This is a genomic window from Serratia sp. Ae19-1, from assembly GCF_059801225.1.
Window position 1 is genome coordinate 32,390 of the sequence record NZ_JBCHWD010000003.1, and the last position, 26,121, is coordinate 58,510.

The window sequence follows — 26,121 nt, forward strand, 5'->3', positions numbered from 1 at the left end:
ACGCTATGCAAGATAAAACGGCCGCAGCCGCCCCGGCGCCCTGGTGGAAACGCATCGGTTGGCTGGTGATCATCTGGAGCGCCAGCGTGCTGGGGCTGTTCGTGGTCGCCTCACTGTTCCGCTTGCTGATGACCGCGGCGGGCATGAAGTCGCATTAACGCGGCGCCTTATCTGGCCGCGCTGTTGGGAAAGTAGAAAGAGACCACCAGCGTGACCAGCGGCAAGGCACCGATCTTCACCAGCTCGAACACCTGATTCAGCGCTTCATTTTTATCCCAATACGCGTGGGCGGCGAATACGCCCACGCTGACCGCAAATATCCCGCACAGCACCTGACGCGCCAGGCGCAGCCGCTCCATTTCGTCGAAAACCAGCGAAGGATCCAAATACAACCTTTCAGCATCGAGCTGCGGGCGCTCATTTTGCGGCTTCATGGAAAAATCCCCACCACCACGGCGACGGCCTCCAGCCCCTCGTCGCTTTCACGCACGATACCGAGGCGGGAACCATCCTGTTTCATCCACTCACGGTCGGCAATCGTCATTAAAGCAAACGCCAGCCGTATGACGTCAGTTTTGGCCATCCCGTGACGCCGGGCGATATCGTTCAAACTGTCGTCGATCTCATTGGATAACCGAATAGGTAAACTCCGCATACTCCACCTCCTGTGGCCGTTGATTCACAGGGAGAAAGTCTACTGGAAGGGTAAATATCGTTCAATTAGTGAACTGCGTAACGTCTCGCATAACCCGCATGCAACGCTAGTGCGGCTTGCGTCCCATCGCGCTGAGGAAGCGTTGCTGCAGACGCAACAGTTCCTCCAACTCAAGCAGCCGGTAGTCGATGCCGAAACGCGGCGCCACCTCGCCGATAATGCGGCTCAGCGCCGGGTAATGGCGGTGGCTCCAGTGCGGGAACAGATGATGCGTCAAATGCAGGTTCGCCCCGCCGAGCCAGTAGCCCAGCCAGCGCGGCCGGGTCAACCAGTCGAAGGTAGTGGCGAACACATGATGATACCAGCCGTGCGGCATCGCGCCCTGCGCCGGCGCCTGGTAAAAGTTGGCCTTGGCCCAGTGGGTGCCGATGATCAACATCACGAACAGCAATGAAGAAAGCATCTGGCTCAGCAAATAGACCAGCAGGATTTGCCCGATGCCGATGGCCGGCGGCAGCAGCCAGCACGGGATCGCCAGCGCCAGCAGCAGGTGCGCCGCCTTCCCCGCCAGAAAAGCGCTCCAGCCACGCACGCCCTGCTGCGCCATGCGGGCCGCGACGCGAGTGCAGCCCGCCCGGTCCAGCCAGTCGAACAGCCAGATGTAGTACGGGAACGTCAGCGCCGCCACCAGCGGCCAATAGTAACGCTGTGCGCGCATAAAGGGCCGCCAACGCTGGAACGGCGTTTGCCGCAGCACGCCGTTGGCGTCGATGTCGGGGTCGTAATGTTCGATATTGTTATGGGCATGGTGGAACAGCACATGCCGCACGCGCCAGCAGTCAGGATCCAGCCCCAGCGGCACGCTCACCAGGGCGTTCAGCCAGCGGTTGGCCCAGGGCCGACGGAAAAACGCGTTGTGTGAGGCGTCGTGCACCACATTGACCGTCAGGAACATGCCGATAAAGATAAAACCGAAGTAACAGGCGAAAAACGCCCAGCCGTTCTGCTGCTGCAGGCTCAGCCCGTAACACAGACCGCACAGCGCCAGCAGCAGTGCCACCTTCGCCAGCATGCCGCCGTCGGCGAAGCGGTGGTCGCCATTGATCGCCAGATAATGCTGGGCGGCCTGCATCAGCGCGCGATGCAACCCGCTGTCGTCGCGCCGATAGGCTAACGGTCGCAGCGCTTTCATGGCTGCCCCATGCGGCGCAGGAAACGCTGTTGCTGCGCCAGCAGTTCGCGATAGCCGATGCAGCGGTACGCCATGTCGTGCCGCTGCGCCACCTCCGCCACCGCCGCGGCCAGCGCCGGGTAATGGCGGTGATTCCAGCCGGGGAACAGGTGATGCGTCAGGTGATAGTTCAAGCCGCCGGTCAGGTGCTCCAGCCAGCGCGGCTCGGGCTGCCAGTCGCAGGCGGTGGCAAAATTGTGCCGGTACCAGCCGTGCGGCATGGTCTCGCCCGTCGGCGCCGGGTAAAACTCGGCCTGCGCCCAGTGGGTGCCCAACAGCAGGAACACCACCAGCAGCGAGGCGCACATCTGGCTAAGCGCGTAGGCCAGCAACACCCATCCCCAACCGATGCCGTGCAAATGACACAGGATCAGCGGCACAATCAGCACCAGCGCCAGATGGGCCAGCTTGCACAGCACGAACAGCGCCCAACCGCCGCGCCCGGCCAGCACGCGTTTTTCGCGCAGCGGCGTTTTATCGAGCCGATCGGACCAATCGAAAATCCAGGCGATGTAAGGCAACGAGAGCGCGGCGATCAGCGGCCAGTAAAGATGCTGATAGCGCATATGGGGCCGCCAGCGCTGGAACGGCGTCTGGCGGAAAAAGCCGTTCTCTTCGGTGTCCAGATCGTAGTGTTCGACGTTGGCGTAAACATGGTGGTAATCCACGTGCCGCGTGCGCCAATAGTCCGGATCGACGCCCAGCGGCAACGTCACCAACCGACCCACCAGGCGATTGGCCCAGGGCGCGCGCAGGAAAGCGTTGTGCGAAGCATCGTGATTGACGTTGACGTTGAGCAGCATGCCCATGGTCACGAACAGGAAATAACAGAGGAAAAACGCCCAGGGCTGATGCTGCAGCAGGCTCAGCGCGTAAAAGCCGATGCACAACGCCATCAGCAGCGCGGCCTTGGCCAATCGCGCGGCATCGGCATAGCGATGATCGCCCGCCAGGCAGGCATGCGCCGCACGTTTGAGATCGCGGTGGAATGCCTGTTCGCCATCGGCGGGAAAACTCAGCGGCGGCAGTGATTCAACCATGCGGCTCCTCCACGGCGACCGACGCGGCCATGCGCCCCCAGCCCAGCGCGACACACAGGGCATGCAGCGCCACGGCAGCCATGGCGATATGCCAATAGCGCTGCGGCCAGCCGAGATAGCCGATAAACAGCAGCGGCATGCCTACTGCGATCAACAACCAAAGCGCGCTCGCCCACGGCCGCCCTTCCGTCATGCCGCCCAATGCCACCGATCCCAACGCCAGCAACGCCAGCAGCGCCATTTGCGGCCAGCTGACGTCAGCGTAGCCATAGCCGTATTGGTAGACGTAACCGACCACCAATGAGAACAACAGCATGGCGCCGCTGAATACGCTGAACGCCGAACGGCGGTCGCGCGGCCGCCCGGGCGTCGGGCGCCAACCCAGCCGTAAATAACGCAGGAACGGCAGATTGCTCGCCCAGAACGGGTTGGCGGATGGTCTGTCGCCGCTGACGCCATAGCTGAACGGCGTGGTCGGCAATGCCGGGCAGAAGGTGCCGAACAGCTTGTCCCAGAAGATAAAGCTGCCGCCGAAATTCTTATTGGAATACGCCATGTCCTTGACGTGGTGCACCCGGTGGTGCGCGGGCGTGACCAGAATGTTTTCCAGCACGCCGAGCTTCGGCGTCAGCGCGTTGTGATTAAACAGCTGGATGCTGTAATGAAAAATCGACACCGTGACGAATACCGACAGCGGCACGCCCGCCAGCGCCAGCAGCAAAAAGAACGGGATCGACGTCAACGACGAATACCAGGAGTTGCGCACCCCCAACGACAGATTGAAATGCTCGCCCTGATGGTGCACCACGTGCACCGCCCACAGCAGCCGGAAACGGTGGTGCAGACGGTGCAGCCAGTAGAAACCGAAGTCCCACGCCAGCAAAGCGAACAGCCACATCAACAGCGGCGGCCAGGCGTCCAGCAGCCCCAGACTGAAATGTGCGGCCACGTAGCCGTAGCAGGTAATTTCCAGGCCGCGGAACAGCCACAGCATGATATGGCCGGAGTTCAGGTTGAACACCAGATCGTGCCAGTTAACCGGTTCACGGCGCCCCCACTGCAACGCCACCGCCTCGGCCACCACGATGAACAGCATGAACACTATCGGCAACGCCAGATCGCTCATCCCATTTCTCCTTTAACCACGCGCCCACGCAGGGTCTGCATGCGCAGAGCCAACCAGCCGGCGAACAGCGCCAACAGCACGCCGCCGGCCAGATCGACAAACAAATGGCGGCGCAGTTGCAGAATGGAGAACGCGATCGCCACGCCCCACAGCATCCACAGCACCGTGCGCATTTTGCGCTCGCCGTCGCTCAGCGCCCACACCGCCAATACCGTCAACGCCATGTGCAACGAAGGTAAACAGTTTTGCGGCGAATCCACCTGGGTTAACGCCGCCAGCAGCTGCGCGCTGATCCCAACGCCATCGTTCTGAGGATAGGCCATGGTGGTCGGCCACAACAGATAAACCGCACCGGCGCCCAACGCGGTGAGCTGCATCGCCAGCGTCAGCCATTTTATCCGCTGCAGCGGCGCCAACAGATAGCCCGCCGGGACGATGAGGAAGAACGACAGATACAGCCAGATGGCCGAGGAGCTGAACGGGATCGCCCGGTCAAGCGCCGACGGCGGCAACAGCGTTCCCGCCCCCTGCAAGCGATCGGTCAGGTTATACACGATGCCAACCGTCCCCCAGCCCAGCAGCATCTGCCACAGCCTGAACAGTGCGTTTTTCATGCCTCCTCCGCCTGGCGCACGATGCGCCGCCGTTTGCGGTCGAACTGCGGCAGCACCGCCTGCGCCGTCAACCGCCATTCCAGCCGCTCGGTGGCGATGCCCTGGCGAGCGAACAGCGCGCTCAACTGCGCCTGGCAGTGCGCCAATTCAGACTGGCTGCAATCGGCGATCAGCTCCAGTCGCCGTTCGCCATGCTGGATCAGCCGGTAATCGCTGGTTAACGGCAGCGCATTGGCGATCGTCCGGCTGCAGGCATCGGCGAACACCGCCTGCGGTTGCCGCTGCGCATCAGGCAGCATCAGCTGATCGTCACGCCGCCCCTCGATGCGGGCGATCGCCCGCGTCGGTTGCCCGCACGGACAGGGCTCCTTGCGCAGCACCAGCACATCGTCCAGCCGATAGCGCACGATAGGCTGGGTGCGGCGGGTAAAGTCGGTGATCAGCGGCGTGAAACGCAATTCGTCGATCCACTGCGGTTCAATATGCAAGAACTCTTCGTTCAGATGCAACGTACCGTGCGCGCAGGTGGCGGCGAGGAAACCTTCGGTAGCCTGATACACTTCACCGACCGCCGGAAATACCTGCAACAGCAGGCGGCGATCCTGCTCTTCCAACACCTCGGCGACCGAGATCGCTTTTTTGACCGGCAGCTTCACCTGCCCGGCCAGCACCGCCAACGCCAACGCGCGCAGCACCTGCGCCGGCGCCACGATGATGCTGGGTGCCTGCCGTTCCAATGCGGGCAGATGCCCGCTGAACGGCGCCAGCAGATCGTAAAACGCCAGGCTCAGCCAACGGTTGTTCACGCTGTGATAAAGATTATTGTCCGCCCGCAGAAACAGCGCGACGCGCTCGCCGGCCAACAGCCCGTCCGGCAGCATCTTCGCCAGCATGCCGCCGGCCCACACCTGTTGTTCGCGCGGGCTGACGACAAACACGCCGCGCTGCCCGGAGGTGCCGGACGACAATCCGACGCTGTAGCGCCCGATCTTCGGCGTGAAATCGCGATCCGCCTCGCTGCGCTGCGCGCAGGCCAGCACCGCATCGCGCTGCAGCCCGGCGGTGTTCATCCGATCGAATAGCTCCATCATCAACGCCTTGTCCATCTGCGGCCATTCGGCGAACGGCCGGCGGCTGAAGCCTTGAAAATAGGGGCTCTTGCTCAGCACCCGGCGGGCAAAGCCCGCGAGCTGGCGGGCCTGATGCGCCTCCAGCGCCGCACGATCGCCAAAGCGCAGGCGCCGGGCACGGAAATAGTGCCAAAGGGTCATGAAGGGGATCACAGGTCCCCCTCGTGGCACAGCAAAATGTTGACCTGGCCGCCCGCCCACAGCTGGTTGAGCCGCTCCAGCGTGCGGGTATAGGCCGCCGCGTCGTCCATCACCAGATTGGCCAGGCGCGAAGGCCCACGCAGCGTCTGGTAACTCTGCGGCGACCAGGCGGCGTCGCTGGCCAGCAGCGTCCAACCGGCGTCGGTGAGAATAAAGGCGCCGATATGACCGGCCGCATGCCCCGGCAACGGCACCAGCACGATCTGCCCTTCGCTGCCCGGCAACGCATAGCCGCGCTCGAACGGTGCCAGCAGCGCGGGCAACGCCACCGAGGGAAAAGCTTCCATAAACTGCAGGTTGCTCTCGAAATCCGGCGGGATCAGGCCGGGAATAAAGGCGCGCTTCAGCGCCGCGAAACCGCGCAGATCACGGGTTTGCCGCCAGCCCTCGCCTGAACAAATAAAGTCGAGTTGACCGAAATCATGCAGCCCGGCGATGTGATCAGCGTGAAAATGCGAGACGATCAGCGTCTGAATATCCCCCTCGGCGTAACCGGCGGCGCGCAACTGATGCGCCAACGACTCGGCGGGATCGAAATAGACCGGCGTCATTCGGCGGTAAAGGCTGAACAGCCCCGACTGCGTGTGCTGCTGAAAATAACGCGCATAGCCGGTATCCCACAGCCAGCGCCGCTCTCCCACCTCCAGCAGATAGGCGCGCGCCGGGAATTTGCACACCCGGAACCCGGCGCCGCGCAGCGCCATGCAGCCGATATGCGTGCAGTAACCCACTTCAAAAACGGTGACCTTAGCCATGCTGTATGCCTCCTTGCTGCCGCAGCCACTCGCCGGTCAGGCGGATGCCCTCCTCCATCGAGTAACGCGGCCGATAGCCCAGCTCTTCAATCGCGCGGGTCTGGCTCAGCGTCATGTCAAAATGCACCGCCGCCACGCTGTAGCGCGTCAGCAGCGGTTCCTTGCCGCTCAGCGTCGCCCACAGCTCCATGCCGCCGGCCAGCGCGTGCAGCAGCGGATAAGGCACGGCCTGCAGCCGGTAGCTCAGCCCCAGCTCCTGACGCAGCAACGCATCCAGCATCTCCGCCAACCGCTGCGGCTGGTGGTTGGTAATGTTGTAAACGGCGCCGGACGGCAACCCGCGCTGCCGGCTGGCCAGTTCCATCGCGTGCACGACGTTGGGGGCGAAGGTCAGGTCCAGCAGCGCTTGCCCGCCGCCGGGCAGCCGCAGCACGCCGCGATCGCGTTCGAGCTGCTGTAACAGCCGCGGCACGATCACTCGATCGTGCGGGCCAAACAGGCCGCGCGGCCGCAGAATAATGTAGGTGGTTTGCGGATAGGTTTTCGCCTGCGCCAACAGCCGCTGCTCGGCGGCGTGCTTGCTGGCGGCATAATGATTGGCGAAGCGCCGGGCACGGAAACCTTCGTCAAGATCGTAATGCGGCCGAAAATCGAAGTAGATCGCCGGCGTGGAGATATGCACGAAGCGCCGCACGCCGCAGCGCCCCGCCGCCTCCGCCAGTTTCTCCGTTGCGGCGGCGTTGATGCGGTGAAACTCCGCTTTGCCGCCCCAGGGCGAGGACTTGGCCGCGCAGTGCCACACCCACTCGCAGCCGGTCACCAACTGCCGGCACTGCTGCGGTGTGGCCTGCGCCAGATCGAGCGAGAAAAACTCGGCACCCAGTTGACGCAACGCTTCGCCGGCCCGCTCGTCGCGGCCGGTGGCGCGCACCTGATGTCCCGCCTCCAGCAGCCACTGCGCCGCGTTGCGCCCCAGCCCGCTGGTCGCCCCGGTGACCAGCACCCTCATGGCAGCAACACCATGCCGGCCAGCGCCAGCCCGGCGGCGGTGCCGATCAGCATCACCGGCCGACCGGGATTGAAGCGCCCGGTGGTCACGGCGGCATGCAGCGCCGTCGGAATCGACGCCGCCACCTGATTGCCATGATGGCGGTAGATATCCACCAGCGCCTCGCTGGAGACGTGCAGCCGCTTGCGCATATGTTCGAGCGACAGATGACTGGCCTGATGCGGCACCACGGTGGCGATCTGCGCCAGGGTCAAGCCGCTGGCGCTCAGCAGCCGGTCGAGGTAATCCTCAATCAGCGCCGACGCCTGGCGGAACAGCGGCTTGCCCTGCATATGAAACAGGAAATCTTGCTCGCACATGCCGGCGCGCGGGTTGCGCCGCGTGCCGCCGGCGCGGATTTCGCACAGCTCGCTGCCGGCGGGATAGGTTTCCACCAGGCTGGCGAGGATGCCGCTGGCGCCGTCGCCGCGTTCCACGATGGCGCAGGCGGCGCCGTCGCCGAAGATCAGCGACGACTCTTCGTGCTGCCAGTCGATGCCGCGTGAAGCGAGATCGGCCGAGACGATGGCGATGCGTCGATACGTTCCGGCGTTCAACAGCCCCGCCGCCACCTGCAGCGCAGAGATAAAGCTGACGCAGCTGCTGTTGATGTCGAAGCCCGGCGTGCCCGGCGCCAGCCCCGCCACCTTGAGAATATGCGCGGCGGTGCACGGCAGCGCCTGCACCGAAATCGCCGAGGCGGAGATCAGCAGGTCGATAGAGGCTGCCGGGAGGGCACTGCGAGCCAGCGCGTCTTGCAGCGCGGCGGCGGCGAGCTCGGCCTGGCTGGCGTCGTCGGCGGCATGATAGCGGTAAACGATGCCCGAGCGTTTCTCAACGTAGCCGGCCGGTTTCCCCAGGCGGGCATCGAGCGTAGAAGAAGCCACGCGGTTGGGCGGCAACGCAGCCCCGGTGGCGATGATTTTCAGAGGCAGCGGCTCGGGTGAGCGAAATTGTGTGGTCATTATTGTTATTGATTAACCTGACTATCCATAAAGCGATTCTCCCGCACGACGCGAAGGCCACGCGGATCATCCCCGGTTTTTATATCCCAAAATGCCTTTCATCAAGGCGGTATCTCTTGTTATCGGCTACCACGGGCCGACGTCCGTCGGCGTAAGCATAAGCGTAACATGACTGAGATATTCAGTTTACGACATGGCGGGGAGAATGGGCAGACGGCGGGCGAATTATCGGAATAGCGCCGCCGCTGGCGATCAGCGGCGGCGAGGTCAGGCTCAACGGCGGTTGCGCACCAGCTGGTAACGGCGGGTCAGGTATTCCACCGGCGCGCTCCAGATATGCACCAGGCGGCAGAACGGGAACAGCACGAACAGCGTCATACCCAGCACCATGTGCAGCTTGAAGATCAGCGCCACCCCTTCGAGATGCGCAGAGGCGCCGGCGTGGAAGGTCACCACCGCCTGGGCCCAGGCCACCAGCTTCATCATTTCGCTGCCGTCCATATGCTGGGCGGAGAACGGAATGGTCAGCAGGCCGAGGCACACCTGCACCACCAGCAACGTCAGGATCATGATGTCGGCGAAGCTGCTGGTAGCACGCACCCGCGGGTTGGTTAACCGGCGTTTGAGCAACAGTGCGCCGCCGATCAGCGTCATCAGGCCGCAGGCGCCGCCGGCGATCATCGCCAGCTTCTGCTTCACGTCGATCGGCAGGAAGGCCTCATACATCCAGTGCGGCGTCAGCATGCCGAGGAAGTGGCCGGCGAAGATGCCGATAATGCCGATGTGAAACAGGTTGGACGCCAGGCGCATGCCCTTTTTATCCAGCATCTGGCTGGAGCCGGCGCGCCAGCTGTACTGCCCGTAGTCGTAGCGCAGCCAGCTGCCGATCAGGAACACCGCACCGGCCAGATAAGGGTAGATGTCGAAGAAGAACTGATTCAAAAATTGCATGATTAGAGTCCTTTGGTTCCGGTTAACGCATCCGTCAGGTCCAGATACTGTGGCGCCACCGCGCCGGCGAAGCGCCGCTGGTGCGCCGTCTGCTGGGCGGAAGCGCAGCCCTGTTCACCGAGAAACTTGACCTGCTCCTCTTCCCACACCGCATCCAGCGCCTGCGGCGTATCGTCGCGCGCCTCTTGCGCCACCTGCGTCTCCAGCGCCTGCGCCTGCACCTCGCTGCCGGACAACGCCAGCAGCAAATCGAACAGCACCGCATACAGGCTTTCACGCTGCTGCAAACGCGCACCCAGCAGCGCCAGGATCGGCGCGATGTCCTGCAACCCTTCGCGCGCTTGCGCCGCGTTGCGGCTGGCCAGATACTCCAGGTACAGCGGCAGGAAGTCCGGCAGCTCACGGCTGTCGATCTCCAGCCCGGCGGCGCGGTACTGGGCCATCAGATCGACCATCGCCTGGCCGCGATCGCGCGATTCGCCGTGCACGTGTTCAAACAGCAACAGCGAGGTGGCGCGGCCGCGATCGAACAGTTCGCAATAGTCGGCCTGCGCGTCCAGCAACGGGCGCGCGCACAGGCGGCGGATAAACAGAATCAGCTGCGCGCTGTGGTGCAGATCCAGCTCGCTGGCCGGCTCCAATGCTTCGATCAGCGCCTGCTGATGGTCAAACAGCGCCTGCTCCGGGTAATCCAGCAGGCGGGCGATCACTTTCAGGCTGATCATGAGGCGTCCTCCGGCCGCGCGGTTTTCGCGGTCACGTCGATGGCATCGATACGGCGGCTGTTGAACAGGTTGAACTTGCCGTCGCTGCCGTGGCAACCGTCGCCGAAGCTGAAGCCGCAGCCTTTGCTTTCCGGGAAGGCTTCGCGCGCCAGTTCGCGGTGGCTCGACGGCACCACAAAGCGATCTTCATAGTTGGCGATCGCCAGGTAGCGGTACATCTCCTGCGCCTGCGCTTCACTCAGACCGACCTGCTCCAGCGCGCTGGTGTCCACTACGCCGTCGACGGTTTCCGCCCGTTTGTAGTGGCGCATCGCCAGCATGCGCTTCAGCGCCAACAATACCGGTTCGGTATCGCCGGCGGTCAGCAGGTTCGCCAGATACTGCACCGGAATGCGCAGGCTCTCGACGTCCGGCAATACGCCGCTGTGCGCCAGCTCGCCGGCGTCAGCGGCAGACTGAATCGGCGACAATGGCGGCACGTACCAGACCATCGGCAGCGTGCGGTATTCCGGGTGCAGCGGCAGCGCCAGTTTCCAGTCCATCGCCATTTTGTACACCGGCGACTGCTGGGCGGCTTCAATGACGCCCTGCGGCACGCCGTCCGCCAACGCCTGAGCGATCACCGCCGGGTCATGCGGATCGAGGAAGATATCGAGCTGGCTCTGATACAAGTCCTTGTCGTTCTCCACCGCCGCCGCCTGCTCGATGCGATCGGCGTCGTACAGCAGCACGCCGAGGTAACGAATGCGGCCGACGCAGGTCTCCGAACACACCGTCGGCTGCCCGGCTTCGATGCGCGGGTAGCAGAAGATGCACTTCTCGGACTTGCCGCTCTTCCAGTTGAAGTAGATTTTCTTGTACGGGCAGCCGGTCAGGCACATGCGCCAGCCGCGGCACTTGTCCTGGTCGATCAGCACGATGCCGTCTTCGCCGCGTTTGTAAATCGCCCCGCTCGGGCAGGTGGCGACGCAGGCCGGATTAAGGCAGTGCTCGCACAGACGCGGCAAATACATCATGAAGGTGTTTTCGAACTGGCCGTACATCGCCTTCTGCAGGTTGTCGAAGTTCTTGTCCTGCGAGCGCTTTTCAAATTCCCCGCCGAGGATCTCTTCCCAGTTCGGGCCGCTTTCGATCTTGTTCATGCGCTGGCCGGTGATCAGCGAGCGCGGGCGCGCCACCGGCTGGTGTTTGCCCTGTTTGGCGGTGTGCAGATGCTGGTAGTCGTAATCGAACGGCTCGTAGTAGTCGTCCAGCGCCGGCACGTCCGGGTTGGCGAAGATTTTCGCCAGCACGCCGACGCGGTTGCCCATGCGCGGCTCCAGCTTGCCGTTGATTTTACGGATCCAGCCGCCCTTCCATTTTTCCTGATCTTCCCAGGCGTGCGGATAGCCGACGCCGGGTTTGCTTTCCACGTTGTTGAACCAGGCGTATTCCATGCCTTCTCGGCTGGTCCAGACGTTCTTGCAGGTGACCGAACAGGTGTGGCAACCGATGCACTTGTCCAGATTCAGCACCATGCCGACTTGCGAACGAATTTTCATTTGCTGTTCTCCTGCTGACTGCCCTGCGCGTAGTCGTTGCCTTCGTCGTCCAACCAATCAATGCGGTTCATCTTGCGCACCACCACGAACTCGTCGCGGTTAGAGCCGACGGTGCCGTAGTAGTTGAAGCCGTAGGCCAGCTGCGCATAGCCGCCGATCATGTGGGTCGGCTTCGGACAGGCGCGGGTCACCGAGTTGTGGATGCCGCCGCGTTGGCTAGTGATCTCCGAGCCAGGCAGATTCACGATGCGCTCCTGCGCGTGATACATCATGGTCATGCCGGCCGGGATACGCTGGCTGACCACCGCGCGCGCCGTCAGCGCGCCGTTGGCGTTGAAGGCCTCGATCCAGTCGTTGTCCGCGATGCCCAGATCTTTGGCGTCGTCTTCGCTCAGCCAGACGATCGGCCCGCCACGCGACAGCGTCAGCATCAGCAGGTTGTCGCTGTAGGTGGAGTGGATACCCCACTTCTGGTGCGGCGTCAGGAAGTTCAGCGCTTTCTCCTTGTTGCCGTTCGGCTTGCTGTTGAGCAGCGGCTGGGCGGCGCGAGTGTCGATCGGCGGCCGGTACACCAGCAGGCTTTCGCCGAAGGCGCGCATCCACTCGTGATCCTGATACAGCTGCTGGCGGCCGCTGAGCGTGCGCCACGGGATCAGCTCGTGCACGTTGGTGTAGCAGGCGTTATAGGAAACGTGTTCATCCTCCAGGCCAGACCAGGTCGGGCTGGAGATGATTTTGCGCGGCTGCGCCTGAATGTCGCGGAAGCGGATCTTTTCGTCTTCCTTGTTCAGCGCCAGATGCCGGTGATCGCGGCCGGTGACGTTGCTTAAGGCTTCCCAGGCTTTTACCGCCACCTGGCCGTTGGTTTCCGGCGCCAGCGACAGGATCACTTCCGCCGCGTCTATCGCGCTTTCGATCTTCGGCCGCCCCGCCGCCGGGCCGTCGGCCTTGACGTAGTTCAGCTGCTTGAGGAAATCGACCTCGGTTTGGGTATTCCAGCTGATGCCCTTGCCGCCATTGCCCAGTTTGTCCAGCAGCGGCCCCAGCGAGGTGAAGCGCTCGTAGGTGGCCGGGTAATCGCGCTCCACCGCGATGATGTGCGGCGCGGTTTTACCGGGGATCAGGTCGCATTCGCCTTTCTTCCAGTCCTGCACGCCGTAAGGCTGCGCCAGTTCGGCAGCGGAATCGTGCTGGATAGGCAGCGTCACCACGTCGGTTTCCTGGCCCAAATGGCCGACGCACACCTCGGAGAAGGCCTTGGCGATGCCTTTGTAGATCTCCCAATCGCTCTTCGAGTCCCAGGCCGGATCGACCGCCGCCGACAGCGGATGAATGAACGGGTGCATGTCGGAGGTGTTCATGTCGTCTTTTTCGTACCAGGTGGCGGTCGGCAGCACCACGTCGGAGTACAGGCAGGTGCTCGACATGCGGAAATCGAGCGTCACCACCAGATCCAGCTTGCCTTCGCCGCCCTGCTCGCGCCATTCCACTTCCTGCGGCTTCACGCCACCCTGCTGGCCGAGATCTTTGCCCTGAATGCCGTTTTCGGTGCCCAACAGGTATTTGAGCATGTACTCATGGCCCTTGCCGGAAGAGCCCAGCAGGTTGGAGCGCCAGACGAACAGGTTGCGCGGGAAGTTCTGCGGATTGTCCGGCTGCTCGGCGGCAAAGCCCAGCGAGCCGTTCTTCAGGCTGTCGACGGTAAATTCGACCGGCGATTGGCCGGCCGCGCGGGCCTGCTCCGCCAGGCGCAGCGGGTTGGTGCCCAGCTGCGGCGCCGACGGCAGCCAGCCCATGCGCTCGGCGCGCACGTTGAAGTCGATCAGGCTGCCGCCGAAGCGCGACTTGTCCGCCAGCGGCGACAGCAGCTCGTCGGTGCCGACGGTTTCATAGCGCCATTGGCTGGAATGGTTGTAGAAGAACGAGGTGCTGTTCATGTGGCGCGGCGGGCGCTGCCAGTCGAGGCCGAACGCCAGCGGTAGCCAGCCGGTTTGCGGCCGCAGTTTTTCCTGGCCGACGTAGTGCGCCCAGCCGCCGCCGCTCTGGCCGACGCAACCGCAGAAGATCAGCATGTTGATCAGGCCGCGGTAGGTCATGTCCATGTGATACCAGTGGTTGACGCCGGCGCCAACGATGATCATCGAACGGCCGTGGGTCTTCTCGGCGTTTTCCGCGAACTCGCGGGCAATGCGAATGATGTTGTGGCGCGACACGCCGGTGATCTGTTCGGCCCAGGCCGGGCTGTAGGCCTTGACCTCGTCATAGTCGGCGGCGCAGTTGGCGTCGCCCAGCCCGCGCTCGAGGCCGTAGTTGGCCAGCGTCAGATCGTACACGCTGGTCACCAGCGCTTCGCTGCCGTCAGCCAGCTGCAGGCGTTTCACCGGCAGCTTGTGCAGCAGGATCTCGTCCAGCGCCACGCTGTTGAAATGCTCGCTGTCGGCGCCGCCGAAGTATGGGAAGCCCACCTCGGCAACCTCGTCATGCACGCCCAACAGGCTGAGCTGCAGCTCGACTTCCTGCTGCGCCTTGCCTTCGCGCTGTTCCAGGTTCCACTTGCCCTTTTCGCCCCAGCGGAAACCGATGGAGCCCTGCGGCGCCACCAGATCGCCGCTGCGGCCGTCGATAGCGACGGTTTTCCACTCGGGATTGTTTTCCTGGCCCAGCCCGTCCACCAGATCGGCGGCGCGCAGCAGGCGACCGGCGGCGTAATGGCCGCCTTCACGCGGCTCCAGCAGCACCAGCATCGGCATGTCGGTATAGCGACGCACATAGTCGCGGAAGTAGCCAACTTCGCGATCCAGGTGGAACTCTTTCAGCATCACGTGGCCCATCGCCAGCGCCATCGCGCTGTCGGTGCCCTGTTTCGGGTTCAGCCAGTGGTCGCACAGCTTGGCGACTTCGGCATAGTCCGGCGTCACCGCCACGGTTTTGGTGCCCTTGTAACGCACTTCGGTAAAGAAGTGGGCGTCCGGGGTGCGCGTCTGCGGCACATTGGAGCCCCAGGCGATAATGTAGGAGGAGTTATACCAGTCGGCGGATTCCGGCACGTCGGTCTGTTCGCCCCAGGTCATCGGCGAGGCCGGCGGCAGATCGCAATACCAGTCGTAGAAGCTCAGGCAGGCGCCGCCGATCAGCGACAGGTAGCGGGCGCCGGCGGCGTAGGACACCATCGACATCGCCGGGATCGGCGAGAAGCCGATAATGCGATCAGGACCGAAGGTTTTGGCGGTGTAGACGTTGGCGGCGGCGATCAGTTCATTGACCTCCTGCCAGCTGGAGCGGACGAAACCGCCGCGGCCGCGCGCGACCTTGTAACTTTTGGCTTTTTCCGCATCGCCGACGATAGAGCCCCAGGCCGCGACCGGATCGCTGTGCTGCGCTTTCGCCTCGCGCCACAGCTGGAGCAGGCGCTTGCGCATTAGCGGGTATTTCAGCCGGTTGGCACTGTACAGGTACCAGGAGTAGCTGGCGCCGCGCGGGCAGCCGCGCGGTTCATGGTTGGGCAGATCGGGACGGGTGCGCGGATAGTCGGTTTGCTGGGTTTCCCAGGTCACCAGACCATTCTTCACGTAGATCTTCCAACTGCAGGAACCGGTGCAGTTCACGCCGTGGGTGGAACGCACCACTTTGTCGTGCTGCCAGCGGCTGCGGTAGCCGTCTTCCCAGTCGCGGTTGGTGTTCAAGGTCTGGCCGTGCTCGCCAGAAAAAGGCTCCGCCAACTGCTTGAAATAGCGGAAACGGTCTAAAAATTTGCTCATCCGGAATGCTCCTGAAGGCTCTTGTCGTTATAAGAAGACATGCTCAATCTGCCGCCAGCCTACTGACGGCCAAGCGGCGGCAAATTGATTGCGATCAAGAGAAAGCGGGCGGCGACGCGCGCGTCGGAAGAGGAATACCACCAAAGTATAGGGGTGAAAAATGAGGTTAATTGATTGAATTAAAATAAATAAAATGGAGCATTAGGGTAAAGGCGAACGGGCGGGAGGCAAGACGAGGTATTTGGGGGTAGGACGCGGGAGAAACCTCCCGCGTGACGTTCACTCGATGCTTTCAGCGTTGAAGCCACAGCGTCGCGGTGCCCACGGCGGGCAACGCCAGCATGAGCTCCGCCCCCCCTCCCTGCTGCCGCCAGCCCGCCGGAAGGCGCAATCGGGTGCTCCCCTCTCGATAATAGGGGTTGGCTACCAGCAGCAAGGCGCGATCGCCCAGAATAAACATCCGCGCCGGCATTTGAGGGTCGCTTCCCGCCAGCGGCGTCGATTTTCCTGTCAGCAGATAAGGGGTGAAGGCGGCGATTTGCTGCGACACGGCAGCCACACCACGCCAGGTAGCGTCAAACTCCCGTTGGTCGAAGCGGCCGGTTTTGCGCTTGTAAAACAGATCGGTATAAGAATAAAACAACAGTCCCTTGGCGCCGCCGATCAGCGCCTGCCAGGCCTGATTGCGAATTTCCGCCTCTGACGGTGGATGTGGCCTACGGCGAGCGTCATAAGCGGCGTGATCCATGATTTGCATCACCACCCAAGCCCCGCGAGCCTGACGGGCGGCCTGTACCGTCAGGGCGGTATAACGCGTGGTGCGCGTCAGATCGCTATCGTTCCCCACCGGGTAAGGATCGGTCGCCAAAATGTCGCTGCTGTTAAAGTAGGCGTCCAACTCCCCGGTTTTGTTCAACACCTGGAAGGTAGGATGATCGCCGTCAAGCCGCTTTATTTGCAGGTTTTTTTCCTCGATCTTATCGAGATATTCCGGCCCCAGTTCATCGTTGATGTACCAGGCGAGCAGGTTGGGCTGAGAGCGCAAACGCTGCACGTACCAGGCCGTCATCGCCGCGTAGTCGCCACCGCGAACGGCCGGAGCGAAACGGCTGCCGCTGTACTGATCTTTGACGGAGTAAATGACCAGCAGCCCGCGGTTGCGTGCGTTGCGGAAAAAGGTGTAAGGATCTTTCTTTTCCCCATAATCATAGTTCAGCACCGTGTTGAATCCCGCCGATGCGATGCGCGCCAAATGCTCATCGGTAGCCACGTTGGCATAAATGCCCAACGGGAAAAGTCGTTGACCATCTCGCAGGGTAAAGCCTTCGCTGTCGATCGCCACTTTGGCCGCAGGCTGCCCGACGCGAAAAGACAGCTCGCTACCCTGTACCGGCTGGGACTGCTGCCCGGTGACCTGCTGACGCAGGCGATATTCCCCCTGGGCCAGGCCAGTCGGCAGTTGATATTCGATACGGCGCTGCCCTTCAACCTGATAACGGTCGCGGCTACTGTGAACAACCTGCCCTGCGGCATTGAGCAATTCGCTGTCGACCTGCAAATGCTGCGGCTGCGGAGTAACCAGCAGCGTGTCGACTTTCCCCTGTGTCGACGCGCCGAGCTGATATAACGCCGGCGTAGGCGCTCGAGCACACGCATAGGCGTCATCAAACCAGGCGGTACCGGTGCTCCCCTTGCGCAGATAGACGCCAAAAGTGACTCGCGCCGCCTGCGGCGGCACGGTATAGCTGGCGCTCACCTGCCGCCAGCCGCTGTCACCGGTCACCCCTGCCGGGTAGCTGCCTTCCAGAAAGCGCCCTTGCGCATCGAAGCTCTGCAGATAAACCCCGGCACCACCGTCGCGGCTTTGCCCGCGTACGCCATGGGTCTTGAGCCAGACGCCGAAATCGATCGTCTGACCGGGCACAACCCGCAGCATCTGGCTGAAGGTGCGGTACTGCGCGGCATCTGCATTGTCATAACGCAGACTTCCACGGCCGCTGTGCGTATCGCCGTCGGCCTGCGCGCCTTGCGCACGCCAGCCGCTGAGACCCTGTTCAAAGCCGGGGTTGGCCAACAGATTGGGTTGGCAGCTCTGCGCCAGAGCAGAAGCACTCCACCAGGCACAACAGACCAGAGCCACCCTCTGATACATCCCCTTCATGGTCATTTCCTTTTCACCACGGCATTGAACAGGTAGGTGGCGAACAGATAACAGGATTTCTGGTAAGACAGCCCCAAATGCTGACGGTAAATCCGCCATTGCCAGTCTGCGGCGCGGATTTTGTTGCCCGACAGCGAATGGGTAGACAATCGGTAGCAGGCCAGCGGTTCAGGAATGCAGTAAGCCAGGCCGTTGCGCGCCTTCTGCAGCACCGCCAGCCACATCAAATAGTCCTCATGGCCTACTTTTTGCTGATACACCTTACCGATGCGCTTCTGGTTATAGATCCCGGTGAGATTGCCGATCCAGTTGCTTTTCAACATGTCCTGATAGCCAATAAGCTCATCCGCACCACGGGTGTTTTTGACCAATTTCAGGTCGTCTTCGAAGGTGTAATAATGGGAACACACCACGTCATAGCGGCGGGTTTGCAAAATGCTCGCCTGGCGCGACAGCTTGTTGGGCAGCCATACGTCATCACTGTCACAGAAGGCGATATAGTCGCCCTTCGCCGCCTCAATGCCGATGTTGCGCGTTTCCGCCACGCCCTGGTTATGCTCATTACGTATATAGGTGAGGCGATCGTGGATAAACGGCCGCACAACCTCGGCAGTATCGTCGGTAGACGCATCATCGATCACATACAGGTGATAATCGGTAAATCGCTGGTTCAGCACGCCTAAAATCGACTCTTTAATAGAGTTCGCAGCATTGTAGGCCGGCATTATCACGGATATCTTTTCCATACTGTCCTCACTCGGTGAGCTGTTGCCACTGGGGATAAATACGTTCGGGGGTAAAACGACGAGACTTCTCTAACGCGGCAATAGAAAAGTGCTCGCGCAAACCCGGATCGAGCATCAATTTGATCACCCCTTCGCTGAAGGCGGCGGCGTCGTCATCGGGCACCAGATAGCCGTTGACGCCGTCGTCTATCAACTCGGCCGGGCCGGTCTTGCAGTCGTAGGCCACCAGCGGTAGGCCGAAACTCATGGCTTCGATCAGCACCATCGGCAACCCCTCATAGCGAGAAGTCATCAGATACAGACTGGCTTGGCGATAATAGGCCGCCACGTCGGCGGTGGCCGGTAGTAGGCTCACCTGCTGCTCCAACCCGGCGTCTTCAATCTGCCGCCGCAATGCGTCGCGCTCTGGACCGTCGCCAATAATCAACAGCCGCCAATCCGGCACCTGCGCCGCCACTCCTCGCCACAACGCGATCAGACGATCGAAGCCTTTCTGATTGCTCAATCGCCCCACCGCCAGCGCCACCTTGTTCTGCAGCGCCGGCGTCGGCGCCTGCGTGCCGAACGGTGAAACGTTCTCGATCACCCGACATTTCCCGGCCCCCACCCAGCGAGCGATGGCGTCGCTATCTTGCTGCGTCAGGAAAATCACGCGGTCGCCCAGACGGTAAACCAGCAACTTCAACCACTTAAATACGCGTGGATACTGGTGAAAGCTGACGTGTTCACTCAACAGCAGCCGGCTGCGGGCACAGAACAAACGCAGAAAAGGCGTCATCACCACCGATAGTTTCCCCATGGAAACGGTAATGATCACGTCCGCGCGTTCACGCCGCAGGGCCATCGCCAGCCGCCATGGCCAGAACAGCGAATCGCCGCCGCCGCAGCGCAGCCGGACGTCGCTCACCAACGGAAAGAAGCTCCGCTCGCCAAACAGCGAAAACACCGCCACCTCGTAACCCGGCAGACGTGCCAGCGCATTGGCCAAGCCGCTGGCGACCCGTTCAGTACCGCCCTTGCCCGCTATATTTTCGATAACGATGATTACCTTGCGTGGTTGCATATCATCTCCTGAATCCCTGGCGCACATTGCGCAGTAGCCGGCCGCCAACCGAGAACAACCCCAACCGCGCCAGACAATCGCCATACCATTTGATCATCTTGAACTTGCCGCTCAGACTGTGCCGCACGATGCGCGACGAGTAATAATTGAACGCCTGGGCGTTCTCCGAATACAGCGAGGCCAGCAGGTGCTTGCAGGCGAATCCGCTGATATGGCGATCGCTGGGGCTGAGAAAGGTATTGATAAAGCGATCGCTGGCCTCCAAATTTAGCTTCGCCGTCATGCGCCCGTAGCGTCCTACGTCGAGAAACACCCCTCCGCCGGCGTCGTGTGCCACATGCGCGCCCAAATTGGTGGCATTGACTAAAAAGCCCCAATCCTGATGCTTATTGAGGAATTCGGGAAATAAAAAGCGGCGATCGCTTTTTTTACGTATGCTGATGGTGGATGAACGGATATCACCCATTTCCAGAAAAAGGAAATCTTCGCCGGAAGAACCGGATTTGTAGTTGAAGTTGAAGTCACGTACCGAATCGCCGCTCACCTCCGCATAGTTACCGAAGATAATATCAATCTGGCGATCTTCATGTTTATTCATGCGGCGAATAATATAGTTGGTCGTGAAGTAATCATCAGAGTCGAGAAAAAACACGATCTCCGATTGCGCCAACCTGATACCTAAGTTACGCGATACCGCCGCATTGCTCTTCTTTTTTTTCTCATGCAACATCACGTTGCTATTGGTCGCTGCTATCTGGCGAATATATTTGATATCATCCTCGTCAGAGCAATCATCAACCAAAATCACCTGATAGTCGAACCCCTGGCAAGCGTTGAAAACCCGCTTCAGAGTTTTAGGCAGATAACGTGCACTATTATAAATAGGGATCACGATCGAGAAATCCATTTCTTAGCCCTCTAATTTAGAATTTATCATTTCTTTTCCACGGCAAAGCAACAATAACGACACGTTAAATACCGGGACCAAAAAATAGGTTTCCGTCAACGTAGTTAACAGGAAAACCACCACCACCCAGCGCATGAATCGACTCAGTTTGCGCATGTTACCCAACAGGTGAAAATAACAGAAAAGCATGACAACAGAGGCGATGCCACCGGCCGAATAAAACATGGCAATGAAGAAGAAATCGACGGGTTTATAAGGTTCTATATTCATACCGAACAGAGGATTGGGTAGTCCCACCGCCTGAAACATCTGCCAGGAGAACCAGACTCGCCCGGTCAACGCCTGGTTCAAGAGGACGTCCAATGCCGGATTGCTACCCCAGAGCATAACGCTGGCGAATTGAAAGCCGATAATGATCAACGTCAGCACGATGCAGACTTTTCTATTGGGGGCGACACGCAGCAGCGGCGCCAGCCAAAACAGCAATAACATCAACAACGCCAGCATAAAACAGGTGCGCGAATAGGAATACATCAGCACCGGGAGAATTAACGTCGACGCCGCCAACGACGCGATATTTTTCATTCCACGCGTTAATTTCGCATGGTCGATCAGGCACAGCAGGGTGGCGAACAAGGCAAAAGAATAATACGCCAGGGTATTCGGGTTATCGAAACCCAGCGTTAATCTGTTGCCGTAACGCTCATCAAGATAAACAAATCCATTGGTGTAAAAGGTATAGGGAATGACCATCAGCAACCCTGCCACCACAAAGGCAATGGCAAACATTTCAGCGCCACGTCCCATGTCTATGCGGCGAAATAAAATTATCACCGCCGTACTGAATACCGCGCCAAAAAGATAATCGCCATGCCCGGTGGCAATATTAACCAGAAACAACAGAGCCAAAAAACCCGCAACCGCTTTTTCCGCCAGCGTAGCGATAAAAAATGCATAACCGACATAGAGCAACATCAGGCCATTAAGCCCCATCACGGTTTTATTAATCAGCTCGCTGTTGAACGATCCCGAGGTCAGGAAAGTTTTCACGAAAAACATCAGCAGAAAGGTCAATACGATGGATTGATTGACTAAATCCCGTGACTGATTATAACCGGCATTGGCATGCATTTGAAAATTGGAGGCGACTCTTTGCATAAGTGTTTACTCAGTAAAATAACTGCCCCATTCCTGCTCAATGTTTTTCGGCATGAGCTTGCTTAGCCCCGCGCCAGGCGTAAACGTCAACTCACCGAAATACACCTTCTCGCCGATCTGGTAGAAATCCACACGGACATAAGAGAACTGCTGCGCTGCCTGGCGAGCCAAACGCGTCATTTCGTCCAACCGCGTAGGACGCGGCATCGGTTCGTCGGCATTCGGCAAGCTGATACGGATTTCGGTGCGGTTCCAGTCGATATCAAAAATATCGCGCCGATGAGTGCCAAAACGCTGATAATCCACCTGGATGAACATGCGAATTTCATGATTGTCGTTGAAACAATGAAACTTGATATCGTTCGGCACCTGCTCGCCATCCAGCAACAGGCGCTCCACCATGATGCAGGGTTCGATATCCAGATAATGCTTTTCGCGACTCTGCTCGTAGAAGTTGCTGCGCATCCACGCGTTGCTGAGATCGTACAACTCCGCGTAGCTAACCTGCTGTTTGTCGAACACCAACCGGTTATAACCGCTGCCGTGGTTGGCCTTCAGTACAAAGGCGTTGGGCAATTGCCTGAACATGTCGTAGCTGAGCTCGGTGCCATGCGCATACAGCTCTACCAGATACTCCTCGCCCCACAGACCGGCGATAAATTCACGTACCTTGAACTTGTCCGACAAGGTGGTGTAGATGCTGCGCGGGTAAATTTTGCGTCGCATGATCTTTTCGCTGAAGCCGGTCGGTTTTGACAGGTGCGGCAGCTTCTTGAAATAGAGCGCGTATTTAACCTGATGGTGCCAGGCATCGGGCAGGCGCTTGGAAATGTTTTTAACCAGGATGTTTAACATGTTCTCTCCTTAATTTGCTGACAAGACGCGGCAAGCAGTAAAAACAGGTCAGCTGCAGTCGGGTAATTTTTCCGCCACGGAATAAACTGTTCAGCACGAAGAACGAAATGAATTCCGCCAGCAGCGTAGACACCGCCGCGCCGATCAGGCCGTAGCGCGGGATCAGCAGCAGATTCATCACCACGTTCGCCACTGCCACCAACGGCATCTTGATGGCGATAAAGCGATAGCCGGCGAACAGCACGATGCTGCGGTAAGAAACTGTCCCCATTACCGAGAACAACGAGGTCAGCGTACAAATAGCCAGGATGCTGGCGGCCGGTTGGAAAGCGGCACCGTACAGCAGCGCAATGGCCGGGTGGGCGAACCACCACAGGCCCAGCAACACCGGCAACGATAGGCCCAAGACCACCAAATACAGCACCCGTATACGGTATTCTTGCTCCAACGGATCGCGACAGCTGGCAATGCCCGGCATCAACGAGGTGATCAGCGCCATCGGCACGAAAACCCAGCCTTGGCTGAGGGTGGTGGCGGCACTGAACCAACCTACCGCCTGCTCGCCGACCAGATTGCCCAGCATGATTTGATCGATGCGGGTATAGATCACTATCGACAGGCTGGAGATGGCCAACGGCAGGCCCACCTTTAGCAAATAACGGCCATAGCGCCCGGCCTGGCGCGGCGTAACCTGCGGCGAGGCCGCCGCTTCCCCACGGAATAACCAGAGGCGCGCCAGGTAAGGTACGGCGCTGCTGAGGATGTAGGGTACCGCGAACCACACCAGCGGCAGCGCGGCACTCACCAGCGCCAGCCGCAGCCCGATCGACAGCAGCAGCGCCAGGTTGTTGATCAGCGTATTGCGTTTCGACTGGAGGCGGGCATCGTAATAAATCTTGTACACGTCCTGAATCGAGAAATAGGCGCTGACAAGCAGCAACAGCGTCATCAGTTGGCTGGCGGGCGATTGGCTGAAATAGCTCCATGTCAGTATCGGCAGCGCTACCACCAGGAACAGCCAACGGCGCAGGCGTATTGACGCCAGCATCAGGCGAATGCCGCTCGGCTGTCGGCGGGCGACGCGGTTGAAAATGATGCTGTCGGCGCCCAACTGCACCAGTGGCACCACGATGGCAATCGTCGCCAACAGATAGTTGAGAGCGCCAAACTGTGCAGGCCCCAGATAGCGCGCAACGTAAATGGAGACGAAGATGCCGGACAGGCTGAGCGAAACGCGTTCGAGCATCAGCCACAGGGCATTGGTGATAATGGCCTTCACCCGCTTATTCCCCTGCCTGCGGGCGATCTTCCCGATGGCTTGGGTAGGCGAAGTTGTAGTAGCTCATGTCGGTTGCCGCCTTCTTCACCATGCCGTTGAGGATCACGCCCTTGATCCCCACCCCATTCTGTTCGAAACGGCGCATGCTGGTTTCGATCTGCTTGACGGTATTCACCTCAAAACGCACCACCAGCAGCGAGGTGCCGGCGTGGTTGCCAACGATCGCCGCATCCGTCACCGCCAGAATCGGCGGCGTATCGATCAACACCAGATCGTAGTTTTGCCCGGCCCAGCGCAGAAAATCGGCGAAACGGCGGTGCATCAGCAGTTCGGACGGGTTCGGCGGTACCTGGCCGCGCGGCACGAAGTCCAGATTGGCGATGGCGGTTTTCCGCACCGCCTGTTCCGCCATCACGTTGCCCACCAGCAGGTCAGACAGGCCCTGATGCCCATCATCCGCCAGCCAGCGGTGCAGGAAGCCTTTGCGCATATCGGCGTCGATCAACAGCACCCGCTGCCCGGCCTGCGCCACCACCACCGCCAGGTTGGTGCTGGTAAAGCTCTTACCGCTTTCCGGGCTGGCACCGGAGACCATCAGAATGTTGTTCTTGGCCTCCATCATGGCGAAATGCAGGCTGGTGCGCAGGCTGCGGATCGCTTCCACCGATAGATCCGTCGGCTCGGCCACCGCCAGGATTGGCAAACGTCGGCCGCCGGATTTAGGCAACAGTTGGCGCTGCTCGCGGTTGCGCTTCACCTGCCACGGCGACAGCGGCACGGTGGCGTAGACGTTGATGCCCCGCCTCTCAAGGGTATCGATATCATTGATGCCGCGATGGAAGGCCGCGCGCAACAGCACGACCGAGACGGTGCCCGCCGCGCCCAGCAACAGCGCCAACAGCACGATCAACACCTTTTGCGGCTTAATCGGCCGGATAGCGGTTTCCGCTTCGTCGATAATGCGGACGTTGCCGACCGTGCCGGCCTTGCTGATGCTCAGCTCCTGTTGCTTGTTCATCAACTGCATGTAAACCTGCTGATCCACCTGCACGTCGCGGGTAAGGCGCAGGATCTCTTGTTGCATTTTCGGCAGCGTCTGCACCTGCTTACCCAGCCGCGCCTTTTCCGCCTCCAGCGTGGCACGCTTTTCCAACAGCGCCCGGTAAGCCGGGTGCACACGGGTATAGAGTTTGGAGATCTCCGCTTCCTTGAAGGTCAGCTCGTTGAGTTGGGCCTCGAGCTGCACCTGAGTATCCAGCACCGATTTGGCTTCCAGCGACAGATCCACCGAGTCGTTTTGCTGACGGAATTGATTGAGCTGGGTTTCGGCGTTGTTCAACGAAGTTTGCGTTTGCGGCAGCTGCTGTTGCAGGAACGCCAGCATCCGCTGCGTTTCTTCCGTTTTGCGATCCACGTTCTGCTGCAGATAGTTGTCGGTGATGTTCTTCAACATCGCCTCGGCGCTCTGCGGATCTTCGCTCGGCAGCGTAAAGGTCATGATGCCGCTGTCCTTGCCACCCGGCACCACGTCCAGGTATTTGCGCAGCTCATCCACCGCTTTTTGACGCGCGACTTTCACCACGGTGAAACTGGCGCCCGGCGCTGCATCGAGCGCCGAAACGGTCATGTTCCATCCGCCCTGTGCGACCGCCTGCCCGACCACGCCGCTGAACAGTTTGTCGCCGTCATGGCTCAATTCATAATGCTGCCCGTCGCGCACCGTCAGCGTCAGCGCTTCGTCCAGCATGTCCTCCGGCGTCGTCAGCGTGGCAATCTCCAGGACCGGCGGTTTTTCGCCGCTCAGCCGGGCAAAGCCTTTGCCGAATACCGGGAAATAGTCCGGGCTGACGCGCACCGTCAGGCCGAGGGCGTCCACCGTTTTGCCAAGCACGTAGCGCGACTTGACCAGCGTCACCTCATCCTCCGTCGCCGAACTTTGCCCCATCATCGAGCTGTCCAGCGTTTCGCGCAGCAGCGAATCGCCGGACAGCTGCTTCTCCACCTGCACCACCGCCGTGGCCTGGTACACCGGGGTAGCCAACAGGGCGTAGACCACGCCCAGCACACCGGCCAAACCGGTCACGGCGGCGATCCGCCAACGGTTATCCCACAGCGGCCCGATTAGGCGCTCCCACTCCAGCTTTTCATCTTGTTCGGCCACCATAACGGACAGCGCATTGTTTTTCATTTTCTGTTCCTTGTTCATCCTGCG

The 26,121-nt window shown here is 60.6% G+C and carries 23 protein-coding genes; 1 reads left to right on the top strand and 22 read right to left on the bottom strand.

Annotated features, from left to right (window positions below; translation table 11 throughout):
* The first annotated feature begins 5 nt into the window (after nucleotides 1-5).
* Nucleotides 6-158 (top strand): DUF2474 domain-containing protein, encoded by a 153-nt coding sequence (locus tag AAIE04_RS10325; RefSeq protein ID WP_004934619.1) that lies wholly within the window; start codon nucleotides 6-8, stop codon nucleotides 156-158.
* 9 nt (nucleotides 159-167) lie between these two features.
* Here the strand turns inward: AAIE04_RS10325 and AAIE04_RS10330 are convergent, their stop codons facing one another.
* The 22 genes from AAIE04_RS10330 to AAIE04_RS10435 form a co-directional block, all read right to left on the bottom strand.
* Nucleotides 168-434, bottom strand: coding sequence for a hypothetical protein (locus AAIE04_RS10330; RefSeq protein WP_063918511.1), 267 nt, complete (start codon nucleotides 432-434; stop codon nucleotides 168-170).
* The gene (locus AAIE04_RS10335) at nucleotides 431-655 is read right to left on the bottom strand and encodes a hypothetical protein (protein WP_004934623.1); all 225 of its coding nucleotides are present in this window, start codon (nucleotides 653-655) and stop codon (nucleotides 431-433) included. The genes AAIE04_RS10330 and AAIE04_RS10335 overlap by 4 nt, the downstream gene beginning before the upstream one ends.
* Before the next feature lie 106 nt (nucleotides 656-761).
* Entirely contained in the window at nucleotides 762-1,847 is a 1,086-nt protein-coding gene (locus tag AAIE04_RS10340; RefSeq protein WP_498576882.1) for an acyl-CoA desaturase, read from the bottom strand.
* Complete coding sequence (locus AAIE04_RS10345) at nucleotides 1,844-2,926, bottom strand: fatty acid desaturase family protein (protein WP_498576883.1); 1,083 nt, start codon at nucleotides 2,924-2,926, stop codon at nucleotides 1,844-1,846. Before AAIE04_RS10345 ends, AAIE04_RS10340 begins: the two co-directional genes overlap by 4 nt.
* Nucleotides 2,919-4,052 carry a sterol desaturase family protein gene (locus AAIE04_RS10350; RefSeq protein ID WP_154746363.1) on the bottom strand — a complete coding sequence of 378 codons (1,134 nt, stop codon included), beginning with the start codon at nucleotides 4,050-4,052 and terminating at the stop codon, nucleotides 2,919-2,921. Before AAIE04_RS10350 ends, AAIE04_RS10345 begins: the two co-directional genes overlap by 8 nt.
* Entirely contained in the window at nucleotides 4,049-4,666 is a 618-nt protein-coding gene (locus AAIE04_RS10355; protein ID WP_498576884.1) for a phosphatase PAP2 family protein, read from the bottom strand. The genes AAIE04_RS10350 and AAIE04_RS10355 overlap by 4 nt, the downstream gene beginning before the upstream one ends.
* On the bottom strand, nucleotides 4,663-5,949 hold the full coding sequence (locus tag AAIE04_RS10360) for a F390 synthetase-related protein (protein WP_498576885.1): 1,287 nt from the start codon (nucleotides 5,947-5,949) through the stop codon (nucleotides 4,663-4,665). The genes AAIE04_RS10355 and AAIE04_RS10360 overlap by 4 nt, the downstream gene beginning before the upstream one ends.
* Entirely contained in the window at nucleotides 5,946-6,752 is an 807-nt protein-coding gene (locus AAIE04_RS10365) for an MBL fold metallo-hydrolase (protein WP_019452880.1), read from the bottom strand. The genes AAIE04_RS10360 and AAIE04_RS10365 overlap by 4 nt, the downstream gene beginning before the upstream one ends.
* Nucleotides 6,745-7,761 (bottom strand): NAD-dependent epimerase/dehydratase family protein, encoded by a 1,017-nt coding sequence (locus tag AAIE04_RS10370; protein ID WP_154746366.1) that lies wholly within the window; start codon nucleotides 7,759-7,761, stop codon nucleotides 6,745-6,747. The genes AAIE04_RS10365 and AAIE04_RS10370 overlap by 8 nt, the downstream gene beginning before the upstream one ends.
* Nucleotides 7,758-8,765 carry a 3-oxoacyl-[acyl-carrier-protein] synthase III C-terminal domain-containing protein gene (locus AAIE04_RS10375; RefSeq protein WP_498576886.1) on the bottom strand — a complete coding sequence of 336 codons (1,008 nt, stop codon included), beginning with the start codon at nucleotides 8,763-8,765 and terminating at the stop codon, nucleotides 7,758-7,760. Before AAIE04_RS10375 ends, AAIE04_RS10370 begins: the two co-directional genes overlap by 4 nt.
* Before the next feature lie 273 nt (nucleotides 8,766-9,038).
* On the bottom strand, nucleotides 9,039-9,716 hold the full coding sequence (gene narI, locus AAIE04_RS10380; protein WP_019452883.1) for a respiratory nitrate reductase subunit gamma: 678 nt from the start codon (nucleotides 9,714-9,716) through the stop codon (nucleotides 9,039-9,041).
* A 2-nt stretch (nucleotides 9,717-9,718) separates the two neighbouring features.
* On the bottom strand, nucleotides 9,719-10,441 hold the full coding sequence (gene narJ, locus AAIE04_RS10385; RefSeq protein ID WP_498576887.1) for a nitrate reductase molybdenum cofactor assembly chaperone: 723 nt from the start codon (nucleotides 10,439-10,441) through the stop codon (nucleotides 9,719-9,721).
* A complete protein-coding gene (narH, locus tag AAIE04_RS10390) occupies nucleotides 10,438-11,982 on the bottom strand; it encodes a nitrate reductase subunit beta (RefSeq protein ID WP_049240570.1) in 1,545 nt (514 codons plus the stop codon). The genes narJ and narH overlap by 4 nt, the downstream gene beginning before the upstream one ends.
* The gene (locus AAIE04_RS10395) at nucleotides 11,979-15,740 is read right to left on the bottom strand and encodes a nitrate reductase subunit alpha (RefSeq protein ID WP_498576888.1); all 3,762 of its coding nucleotides are present in this window, start codon (nucleotides 15,738-15,740) and stop codon (nucleotides 11,979-11,981) included. Before AAIE04_RS10395 ends, narH begins: the two co-directional genes overlap by 4 nt.
* 292 nt (nucleotides 15,741-16,032) lie before the next feature.
* Nucleotides 16,033-17,892, bottom strand: coding sequence for a carbohydrate binding domain-containing protein (locus tag AAIE04_RS10400; protein WP_074054879.1), 1,860 nt, complete (start codon nucleotides 17,890-17,892; stop codon nucleotides 16,033-16,035).
* An 11-nt stretch (nucleotides 17,893-17,903) separates the two neighbouring features.
* Nucleotides 17,904-18,647: a glycosyltransferase family 2 protein gene (locus AAIE04_RS10405; RefSeq protein ID WP_029988798.1), complete on the bottom strand. Its 744-nt coding sequence runs from the start codon at nucleotides 18,645-18,647 to the stop codon at nucleotides 17,904-17,906.
* 7 nt (nucleotides 18,648-18,654) lie between these two features.
* A complete protein-coding gene (locus tag AAIE04_RS10410; RefSeq protein ID WP_498576889.1) occupies nucleotides 18,655-19,710 on the bottom strand; it encodes a glycosyltransferase family 4 protein in 1,056 nt (351 codons plus the stop codon).
* Between the two features lies 1 nt (nucleotide 19,711).
* Entirely contained in the window at nucleotides 19,712-20,617 is a 906-nt protein-coding gene (locus tag AAIE04_RS10415; protein ID WP_019452889.1) for a glycosyltransferase family 2 protein, read from the bottom strand.
* 3 nt (nucleotides 20,618-20,620) lie between these two features.
* Nucleotides 20,621-21,775 carry a hypothetical protein gene (locus AAIE04_RS10420; RefSeq protein ID WP_498576890.1) on the bottom strand — a complete coding sequence of 385 codons (1,155 nt, stop codon included), beginning with the start codon at nucleotides 21,773-21,775 and terminating at the stop codon, nucleotides 20,621-20,623.
* A gap of 6 nt (nucleotides 21,776-21,781) precedes the next feature.
* Nucleotides 21,782-22,630, bottom strand: coding sequence for an ATP-grasp fold amidoligase family protein (locus AAIE04_RS10425; RefSeq protein WP_019452891.1), 849 nt, complete (start codon nucleotides 22,628-22,630; stop codon nucleotides 21,782-21,784).
* A complete protein-coding gene (locus AAIE04_RS10430) occupies nucleotides 22,611-23,909 on the bottom strand; it encodes a flippase (protein ID WP_063918520.1) in 1,299 nt (432 codons plus the stop codon). Before AAIE04_RS10430 ends, AAIE04_RS10425 begins: the two co-directional genes overlap by 20 nt.
* Before the next feature lie 4 nt (nucleotides 23,910-23,913).
* Complete coding sequence (locus AAIE04_RS10435; RefSeq protein ID WP_019452893.1) at nucleotides 23,914-26,097, bottom strand: polysaccharide biosynthesis tyrosine autokinase; 2,184 nt, start codon at nucleotides 26,095-26,097, stop codon at nucleotides 23,914-23,916.
* Nucleotides 26,098-26,121 lie beyond the last annotated feature (24 nt).